The organism is Pedobacter sp. PLR, from assembly GCF_026239675.1.
GTDB lineage: Bacteria > Bacteroidota > Bacteroidia > Sphingobacteriales > Sphingobacteriaceae > Pedobacter.
The window spans coordinates 1-10,357 of record NZ_JAPIVQ010000014.1 but is presented as its reverse complement, the minus strand read 5'-3'; the positions used below and the strand labels follow the sequence as shown (position 1 = coordinate 10,357).

The window sequence follows — 10,357 nt, the reverse complement described above, 5'->3', positions numbered from 1 at the left end:
GACAAGGGGAACTTTAACCATTCAGTAACCATTAGTCTCAGACCTGGGTTCTTATTGAAAGTACCACATCAGGATGAAAAAGCCACCGGGATATTGTTCCATGGTTTTAGGGAGGAACTGTCAGTGATAGATTTTCTAAATGAGCAAAGCTATAACGAAAATTCTGAACAATTTAAGATCAGGAATGAGATAGTCGACTCATTGAAGAAAAGGTTTATAAAATAATAATAGGTTTGCTAAAATATAATATTTGGAATCCACCCTACAAACTACATACTTGATTAATGGATTGAATTTTTAAAGCATCTGCGGATACTAGTTCTTTATTGCTTTTTATGGAAATGAGACTTTTCAGCTTGTATTTAAGTCCCTTGAAAGGATTTACTTCATGCTTTTGCAGACGGCAAAGAATGAATATATTAATACAGGTCTCCGTGGGTCTCATTGTGGCCAATCATCAAACTCACAGTGACAAAGGGAATCGTGAGTGGTAACTTATTAAAACCCCGTCTATCTGCACCTGGACCGCTGATTAAGCAAATACGTTTAGCTATAATCAGACCTAAGGTGGCGTTAAGATGTCTTGCTATTTTAGAAAACTTTATTACTTTTATAAAATATTAATCGCTTTCAAATTATGGCAGTAGGCTTTTCCCCTAAGTACAACAACGAATTCCCTTTAGCTGACTTAACACAGCAACAATATATTGCACTAGGCATCGAAGCGGCAAAGTCTCTTGGTTGGGACATAGTTTATGCAAGTAGTGCAGGGTTTAAAGCGTATACAAATAAAAACGTCTTCTTCTCTGCAAATCAGCTTATAAAAGTTGTAATAATAGCCAATAATGTAAGTGTTGAGAGTTTTTCTGTAGGTACCGAGATGGTCGATTTTGGTAAAAATAAGAAGAATGTTAACCAGCTGATTTCTGCTATTGAGGAATTAAAACCTAATTTCAATATTGAAGAATTAGAATTGAAATATGAAGCATTAACATTGGTTGCTGATGAAGATGATGAGCTTACGCAAGCGCCGGCAACAGCAACCCAAAATTTCAAAGGCTTTCTTTCTATTTTCGTTCCTGGAAATGGATACTTTGTTACCCCCATTTTGCTCAATTTAAATTTGCTTGTTTTCATCTTAATGGTATTGATGGGGGTAAGCGCTTTTAATCCAGATGGTGAAAGTTTGATTAGATGGGGTGCTAATTTTAAACCGATAACAACTGCCGGTGAGCCTTGGCGGTTGCTTACCAATTGTTTTTTGCATATAGGAATTTTGCACCTGTTGATGAACATGTATGCCTTGGTCTTTATAGGAGCAATACTAGAACCTTATTTAGGTAAGATTAGATTTGCTGCTACATACCTTCTTGCTGGTATTGGTGCCAGCGCAGCTAGTTTGTGGTGGCATGATATGACCATTAGTGCCGGTGCTTCTGGTGCTATTTTTGGTATGTATGGTGTTTTTTTAGCTTTGTTGACTACAGATTTTATTCACAAGGATATACGGAAGAGTTTGCTAACCAGCATCTCGGTTTTCGTAGGTTATAATCTATTAAATGGATTAAAAGGAGGAATAGATAATGCGGCTCATATTGGAGGCCTTCTTAGTGGCCTAATCATGGGCTATGCTTTGATACCTAGTTTAAAGAAGCCTCATGTGTTTAAGCTGGAATTAAATACAATCTTATTGTTAACGGTATTCATGTTCTGTACATCATTTATGGTGTATAATCAAACACCTTATGATTTTGCAAAGTATGATACTGAGATTAAAGCATTTGTTAGAAATGAGTCTCAGGCCCTGGAAGTTTATTCATTACCTGAGGATGTGTCGGATGCTAAGTTGATGTACGAGATAAAAGATCATGGAATTTATTACTGGAATGAAAACATTAAACTTATAACAAAATTAGATAAACTTTATCTTCCTGAAATGCTTCACGAAAAAAATGGGGCACTCAAAAAGTATTGTGAAGTTCGCATCAAATGCTATGAATTGATGTATAAGGCTATTGCAGAAAGGAATAAGGAAAAGTATAATGCAGAAATACAAACTTTAGCTCAGCAGATAGAAAATATGGTAAAGGAGCTGAATGGGGAGACTAAGTAGAGCTGATTATGCAAAGTAAATGTATGTTCGATATCTCTTCAACAGAGATATCGAACATAACAGACAATCCTCTTGGAATGCCCCTCGGACAAGCTAAAAAGATGTATTCAAAAGGAAGGATCATTATCTATCCAAATAATTTTAACAAATCTTCTTTCCCAAAAGATTTCAATATTCCCTCATCCGTTGGGATCAATTCACCTGCGAGTTTTCTTTTTTTATCCTGTATAATTAAGATTTTTTCTTCCAGGGTGCCCTTACAGATCATCCGGTAAGCCATCACATGTTTATCCTGTCCAATCCGGTAACAGCGGTCGATAGCCTGATTTTCTACTGCAGGATTCCACCAGGGGTCTACCAGGTATACATAATCAGCAGCAGCTAAGTTGAGCCCTGTTCCGCCGGCTTTTAAACTGATCAGAAATACCCTGCAAGCCTCATCTTCCTGAAAAGTGGTTGCAGCTGCTTTTCTTTTATCCAACTTGGTTTTACCATCCAGATAGGCATAAGGTATGCCTTGCTTTTCCAGCTCTGTTCTGATCAGGGTCAACATTCCGGTAAAATTAGAAAACACCAATAGCTTGTGGCCCGTAGTTTTCTCCATGATGTGTTCCATCAGTTCCGCGATTTTACAGGAAGTCTCCTCAAAGGCAGGGGCATCTTTCATTAGCACTGGTGAATTGCAAATCTGCCTGAGTTTCATTAACCCATCCAACACATATAGCTTAGAATTTTCCAGTCCGATGGCGTCAATCTTATCAGTCAGATAAGCTTTAAACCGGTTCCGGTACTGATCATAAATTTTTCGCTGGGCGGGCTCCATTTCGCACCATAGAATCATTTCTGTTTTAGGCGGCAGATCAGTGGCTACCTGTTTTTTGGTACGTCTTAAAATAAAAGGCTTCGTCATTTTTAGTAAAGTTTCCGTCCGCCCGGCATCCTGGTCATCACCCTTTGCCGCAAGATTGTCCTTAAACATTTTCATGCTTCCAAAAAAACCGGGGTTTACAAAATTCATCAGTGCATAGAGATCGGAAGCGCTATTTTCTACAGGGGTTCCGGTAAGCGCAAGTCTGTTCTGCGCCTCAAAGAGCGTCACCATTTTAAACTTTTGTGAGAAGGGGTTTTTAATGGCTTGTGCTTCGTCCAGGATCAGGCAATGATATTTGATGCTGCATAAAAACTTTACATCAACAGCAGCAGTGCCATAAGATGTAATGATAAGATCATATTTCATTAATTCAGATACCTTCTTTTCACGATCCGCTCCATGAAAAATCAGCACATTTAATTCAGGACAGAATTTAGCGGCTTCATCCTGCCAGTTATAAAGTAAGGACGTGGGAACTATGAGCAGATGTGGGGCTGATGATAAGCCGTTGTTTTTGAGGTGTTGGAGCAGGGTAAGTACCTGTAAAGTTTTCCCCAGCCCCATATCGTCGGCCAACAGGCCACCCCATTTTAAGGAATGCAGGTGACACAACCAGCTATAGCCCATTAACTGGTATGGCCGCAGTATGGCATTCACGTTGTCAGGGACTGGCACCAGCGGTATTTTTTCCTGCTCACTGAATAGCTTTTCCCTTTCATCCACCATATTTGCCAGATCAGGTCTTTCCGTTTTATTGTATAACTGATCAATTAGCGTGTAGTGTTGTCCGGCAAGTTTTACACCTTTTCTGGTCAGCGTACCACTTCGGAAAACCGCTGTCAACTGATTAAAAAAGGAATCGGGTAAATGCGCCATTTTTCCATTGGGCAGATACAAAGTAGTGGTACGCCTTTTAAGGGCTTTCTGGATTTCTTCAGGGCTAAGCTTGATCTCGCCAAAAGTTACCGACACCTCAACGTCAAACCAGCCTTTTTCTTCCATTAAGTTTACCGATATGTCAGGTAATTCGATTTGGAAATCAACACCAGTAAGGCTTTCCATGCCTGTAAAACTAACATTAGGGTCATTGAGGTTATAGATTGTTTTGGGAAACCAGAATTCATTTCTAATGGTTTCTTTTGACAGGTAAAAGTACGGTAATGCATCTTGCTTTTTAAATGCAGGGTGCATTGCCATGAAAAATGTTTTAAACGCCATTTCATTTGCCTTGTCTCGCTGCAGCACCTGAACTAAACCATTTTTAAATTGGAGCATTTCAGTACCACCGGATTGAACCGCTACCTCAAAACCTTCACTATATACAATGGTAGGTATAAAGGCAACATACTCACCTTTATCTTCAACCCTGATTTGAGTTGCTTTAGGGATTAACATCAGTGGCTCTGTTTCTTTTGCCAGTTGGAAAGTTGTTGGATAATTAAGTGCAAGTTTTGATAAAATGGCTTTGTTAAAGTTTTTAAAGTCCTTCTGAAGGATGGTAAAGATTCCCCCTGCTTTAACCAATTCGCCTATTGCCTTCCCTTCTTCCAGGCTAAAGAACTGGTAAAATATCCCCGGGGCATGTTTCAGGGAAAAGAAAAAGGGCTCTTTTGGAGGTAATACCTCATCGACTTCAGCATCTTGCCCGTCTACACAGGCATTATAGCGTAGTTGGTAATGCCCCTCATGTTCGGATAGCTTAAAACTAAATGAAACCAGATCATTTGCTAAAGCTATCGGTCTCATGGTGTTTTTTGCAAGATTTCCCTTAAAAGGCAGCTTTTGGTGAAAACGATGGTAAAAAAGATGTTTTTGGCCCTTTAGCGTAGGAATTATCCTTTTCCATTCATTGAAAGCAATCTGCTGCATCTCTGTTTTTTCTTCATTGCTGACATACCTGCTTTGCTTATGTGCTTTTTCGAAATTTAGGAGCCGACTGAAATCAAGGCTATGGGAATGCAGTAGTTTCCCCGCTGAATTTAGTCGTTCCGGTGCTAATGCAGGATCATAAAAGTTACCAAAGGATTTTACATCGGTTTTTTCGGTATTTATTATTGCCCTGCAAGGGATTAGAAAAGGAACGGAAAAATCATAATGCGTTGCTATGGCATAGGCAATTATGGTTGATTCTTCTTCTTCAATTTTTGTTGGAGAGAGGCAAAATGAATGATATGCTGCAAAATGTTCCGCATTTATGTCATTTTCAAAGTTGTAAATGTGGCCGTACTCTGGCTTAGGAATGGCCTTAACATCATGTTCATAGTGAGGTTTCAGCGTTAGGTACTTATCAAAGAAAATTGGATCTGTAAAAGGGTGTTTTTTAAAGTACTCAAAGAATTCGTGATCCTTTCTCTCTATCATGCGGGTAAATAGTCTGGTGACGTGGGGGCAAAGCCGGATTACTTCGCTGCCGCAATTGCAGGATACCAGAATATAGTCTTTGATCATGTTAATTTCCTGGTCATAGTTTTCAGGCCCGCCTGAACGTATGGTAACTGTCCGGCCTTTAAAGTTTATAGTTTTATAGTTGAAATATGAATTATTTTCAATTATTGATTCCTCTACTGCAAACAAATCGGCAGGATCAGGCAGTTTTGTATCCTTATCCAACTTTAGTTTGTAAGGGGTAGAGGCTTTCCTTAATGGAGTATCTTGTGCGTCCTTATTGATCATTTTGAGTAGTATTTAGTAAGCGTTCGTATTTGTCCATCCAGTTTAGAAAGGTTTCTTCGGCTGTGGCATGCATCGTTTTAACCTTTTCAAAAAGAATATTTAAGTCTTGAGTATCGATGTTGTATTTTTCGGAATACCTGTAACCCAGGTAAGCACCTTCAAACACCGTTAGCAGGCGTTCATCTTCGGCACTGCCATTGTTCATTTGAAGGGCTAATTTAGTGCTGAGGCGCAGGCTGAATTGGAGCAGTATTCCTATACTATGCGTCGACTTATTCTGGGTGGTTAGTGACTTGATTAAAGCATTTATGCATAACTCTGCTGCCTGGTGCAACATGAAGGCCGATAATATCACGTTGTTATTCCGGTAAACCTCGGCAGCAGTATAAAAGGTTTTGGCTTTTGTAAATCCGGCATGAAAATCATGATTGGTTTTTTTTATTTTCTCTGGTCTTCTGTCTGTTCTTAATTTTGGGAGGGGTTTACTGCCATCGTGATAAACCAGGCTTTCGGTATTACAGGCCATGCTGAAATAGATATGGCCCTCAGTCACCATTTTATGGAAAAATGTACTTTTAAATAAGGTACAGCTTAAATGAAGGTGCTTTAAAAAGACAAAATTAATCACCCTTTTAATTTCCTCGAATTTTTGCGGGTACTCTTCAGGGATAACCAGTATCAGATCAGCATGGTCTTTGCCATCGCTGTCGGTTTGGTGGTTTAGGCAATAGATCATTTCCGGCTCAATCACATCTGCTATGAATTTAATTACAGCCGGAAGGCTCTTTTTTTCTTCTTCCTCAGTCCTGAAATCCCCGGCATGATGTAATATGATATAAGACAGAGATTTTGTTTCACAGACCAAACGCATGGCCTCTATCATCTTAGCTATATATTCACTGATCAGTACTGATTCATGTAATTTTGAATTATAGATTTTATCTAAGCTCATTTTCCCAGTGCTGCAGTTCAAAAGCGCATCTAAAATTGCTCTCCAGGCTTCCAAATCCCTATAGTTGAAGAACTCTTCAAAAAACAAACGAATATTATTTACCTCTATATTGGATAGTATAGGGAAATTTAAAGCGGGAAAAGGACGGTCACAAAGTCTGTAAAGCGGGTGATTAATCCTTAGTTTAAAATCTTCCTGACTATCCTTTAGCACATGAGCCAGCTCTAATAGCTTGACAAATTGCTGATGGTTGTGATGATAGTTTTCCTGATTGCCGTAGTATCGATCGGAACAGGCTGTTTTGACCAGGTCAATCATTCCAAAACGGAAAGACTCAATGCTGTTTTCATCACAATAGAAAAAGGAGGCAATTTGGTAATGCGGATTGCTAATTGTTGGTTGTAGTTTCATATTAGACTTTAATTAGTTAAAGTCAAAGAACCAAAACCCAGCATGTCTATATTAATCTTTAAGCTCATTTTTTAGACGCTTTGACGCATTTTTTAGTTGCTGATTTAGACAAGAAAAATCAATCATTATAGTTATATTCGTTTAGGAACTCACACCTGGCCGGCTTTCAAAAGCTTGCAGCAGCTCTATTTCAAGCAGCTGAATTAAATACACCTCTTTTCAATAAGAAATATCCTGGTACTGTTCCTTAAGAACCCGGGTATTCGTTGGTGTGGATAAAACCTATCGGCTGATTTATTTTTAATACACAACTGAAGACTTAATTTTTTGATTTATATAGACTATATGAGTAGTACAACTGATCGGCCAAATAAAGCCCATGAAGGCAGAAATATTAAGCGCTTCCGTGAAATGATGGGGATTAAACAGGAGGGGCTTGCCGCTTCTTTGGGCGAGGAATGGAGCCAGAAAAAGATTTCAGTCCTGGAATCCAGGGAAAAGATTGATGAAGGTCTTTTGGAGAAAATTGCTGGAATATTAAATGTGCCGGAAGCGGCGATCAGAAATTTTGATGAGGAAACGGCTATTTATAATATTCAGAATAATTATGAAGGTTCATCAAGTAACTATAGCGGATTACACCAGTGTACTTTCAATCCATTAGATAAACTAATTGAAACAGTAGACGAACTTAAAAAACTTCATGCAGAAAAGGACGCACTTTATGAGCGTTTATTGAATTGCAGGGGGGTAGATAAGTATGATGAACTTGAGTATTAGTTGTTTTTTTGGAGCCAATCCAGTTTCTGATTGTTTTTTAAGTGGTGTTTTCAGAAAAAAGAATTCAGTGAGGTGGGGAGATGATATGGAAACTAACGACATTCCTGGCGCATTGGCAGTTATTCCAATTCCAGCTTACCAGAGATTTATTCTTATGTAAATAGGGGTGTTGCCGCTGATGTAGTTCTTTTGCTTTTTCTGATAGAAGAGGGAAAGTAGCTATTTGAACAGCTATTATTCGGTGAGTCGGGGATCTTCAATTTACTCACCGAATAACTCACCGATTATGACTGAATTTTGTGTCGATTTAAGCAGTCTCTAAAATTGAGAAACCCTGTTTATCGTGCGATAAACAGGGTTTAAGCAAGAAAGGATTAGATTTCTATAGCCCTTTGTGTGATCCCGCTGGGATAATAATCCAGTGTTTCAAGATTCATTAAATGAGCAAGTTATAAGTTATATATGATCATCATTTCAATGCGGGCACCAAATTAGGCACCAGTTGTTTCGATACAATTTGACCAGCTTTAAAGAGCAATAGTTATACTCTAATATACTAAATGGTTATCTATATCCGAAATTTAAATCATTGACTATAAAATTTACGATATTTAGCTGGAAATTTACTTCTTTTTAACTCGCTCATAAACTAAATTATTATGCTCAAAATTGGACAAATAGGAAATTGTATCGAAGGAAAATATGTAGAAGATATTGACCTTTCTATTAAAATGAACCTTTCTGAATTTGATGCGATTTTTGTAAGTGTCAAACACTTAAATAATTATGTTGACGATTTTCTTTCAGGGGCTGAAAGAAGCGGAGACCTGAAAACAGCACTTGATAATTTAGTTCAGACGTCCAAAGAGTTTGAACTGTTTTACGAACATGGTGGCGTTATGTTTATTTCATTAAATGCACTTCCTGATTTAAACGAGAGTAAGAATAAGAATTTTCTTCCTGAGCATTTGGATAGATTTTCACTTCTGCGTTTAAACCGATCAGAATTTGAATTTGAAGAAATGCGAGGATCTGTCTTTGAGTATGTTGAAGACTTAAAGAGTTTTGATAGAGATTTTGGATTAAGGTATCAATATGTACTTAAAAAATATAATGGAAGTCCCGTACTGCGCTCAAAAAAGAGGAAGGACATTGTTGGCGTAAAACAACGCATAAAAAACGGGATATGTTATGTTCTTCCAAGCTTCGAAAAGAAAGTGTCCCTTAAGGATTTGTTAGATTTTAATTTTTTAGAATCAATAATTAACTTGATTATTTCAAGAAATAAAATATTAAATAATGTTCTAGATAATATACCTGCCTGGGTTGATGATCACGTGATTTATGATGAGCGGATATATTTAGACAGCAAAAAGGCATTTCAAAATGATCTGGAAAAGCTACTAGCCTTAATAGAGGAGAATGAAAAGAAACTTTCTAAATACAGGCAACTGAAAACTTTGATCTTTGCCGGTGATGTAGAGCTAGAGTTGGCTGTTGAGAATACTTTCAGGGACATTGGATTTAATGTTGTGGTACCACAGGGAAATAACGATGATTTACACCTTTTGGATCCTGAATTTAACGCTGTTATTGAAATTAAAGGTGCAAACAAATCTGGTGCAACGCTTCACGCTATGCAGGTTGAGAAATGGGTGTCTAATTATGGAATTGAAAATAATGGTAAAATCATCAAAGGGATTCTGGTATTAAATGCCTTTAAAGATAAAAAGCCTGCAGACAGGAAAGAAAACCCATTTCCAAAAGATATGGTTGATTTTAGTGCAGTGCGGAAACATTGTCTTATGCTCTCTACTGATTTGTTAAACGTTTATATTGATTTTAAAGAGGGATTAATTACTAAGGATGAGATCCAAAAATCCTTGAATGATACAATAGGTGTTTTTAAATATATACCTAGATATAAGTCTTAGCTGAGATAATAGTCTTATTGTTTCAACATACACCCACTTAGATAGTTTTGAAAACATTTGATCATCATGCTTATTTGGTTGATAAGCAGTTTTTTTGTTGTGTTTTTTTTTGGTACTACCCATCAGCTTGTCAAGCTCATTTCCCCTGATTGACCAATTTTATCCAACAATTAAAATAAATAGATTATGATAACGTTGGACTTTATTACAAAAGAAGATTTTGAACAGTTTAAGTTTGAGCTATTTGCGGAACTTAGAAGACCAGGACAGAGGCTACATAAACGGAGTGAGCAAAAAGAATGGTTGAAAAGCTACGAGGCACGAAGCTTGTTAAGCATATCGCACGGAACATTACAGAGTTATAGGAATAATGGAATGCTAAAATTCAACAAAGTAGGAGGATTAATTTATTGTAAATATGAAGATGTTATTTCCTTAGTTGAAGGTGAAAAAAAGAACAGTTAAGTGATGGGGAAGGAAAGGTACGACATAGTTACACTGTAGATACCCGTTGGATAGATATCATATTAGCCCTAAGAGTGATCTGCTCATTAATCGGAAAACTAGATATCTTCTTGATTATGATGTATATATCGATGATTCTGGTCCAGCAATTATAGGGT

Annotated in this window: 7 protein-coding genes; 5 read left to right on the top strand and 2 right to left on the bottom strand. The window is 37.6% G+C overall.

The window, feature by feature from the left end; translation table 11 throughout:
* Together OQX61_RS23935 and OQX61_RS23930 are read left to right on the top strand one after the other, a co-directional pair.
* On the top strand, positions 1–225 hold a 225-nt coding region (locus OQX61_RS23935), incomplete at its 5' end, for a hypothetical protein (RefSeq protein ID WP_265844369.1).
* Between the two features lie 412 nt (positions 226–637).
* Positions 638–2,113, top strand: coding sequence for a rhomboid family intramembrane serine protease (locus OQX61_RS23930; protein WP_265844368.1), 1,476 nt, complete (start codon positions 638–640; stop codon positions 2,111–2,113).
* A 127-nt stretch (positions 2,114–2,240) separates the two neighbouring features.
* Here the strand turns inward: OQX61_RS23930 and OQX61_RS23925 are convergent, their stop codons facing one another.
* Complete coding sequence (locus OQX61_RS23925; protein WP_265844367.1) at positions 2,241–5,657, bottom strand: DEAD/DEAH box helicase; 3,417 nt, start codon at positions 5,655–5,657, stop codon at positions 2,241–2,243.
* Entirely contained in the window at positions 5,647–7,020 is a 1,374-nt protein-coding gene (locus OQX61_RS23920; protein ID WP_265844366.1) for a HEPN domain-containing protein, read from the bottom strand. Before OQX61_RS23920 ends, OQX61_RS23925 begins: the two co-directional genes overlap by 11 nt.
* A 345-nt stretch (positions 7,021–7,365) precedes the next feature.
* On the opposite strand from OQX61_RS23920, the gene OQX61_RS23915 reads away from it, so the two are divergent.
* The 3 genes from OQX61_RS23915 (at position 7,366) to OQX61_RS23905 (ending at position 10,199) form a co-directional block, all read left to right on the top strand.
* Positions 7,366–7,800, top strand: coding sequence for a helix-turn-helix transcriptional regulator (locus tag OQX61_RS23915; protein WP_265844365.1), 435 nt, complete (start codon positions 7,366–7,368; stop codon positions 7,798–7,800).
* A 659-nt stretch (positions 7,801–8,459) separates the two neighbouring features.
* Positions 8,460–9,734, top strand: a complete 1,275-nt coding sequence (locus OQX61_RS23910) for a hypothetical protein (protein WP_265844364.1) — start codon at positions 8,460–8,462, stop codon at positions 9,732–9,734.
* A 186-nt stretch (positions 9,735–9,920) separates the two neighbouring features.
* A complete protein-coding gene (locus tag OQX61_RS23905; protein ID WP_322973642.1) occupies positions 9,921–10,199 on the top strand; it encodes a hypothetical protein in 279 nt (92 codons plus the stop codon).
* Positions 10,200–10,357 lie beyond the last annotated feature (158 nt).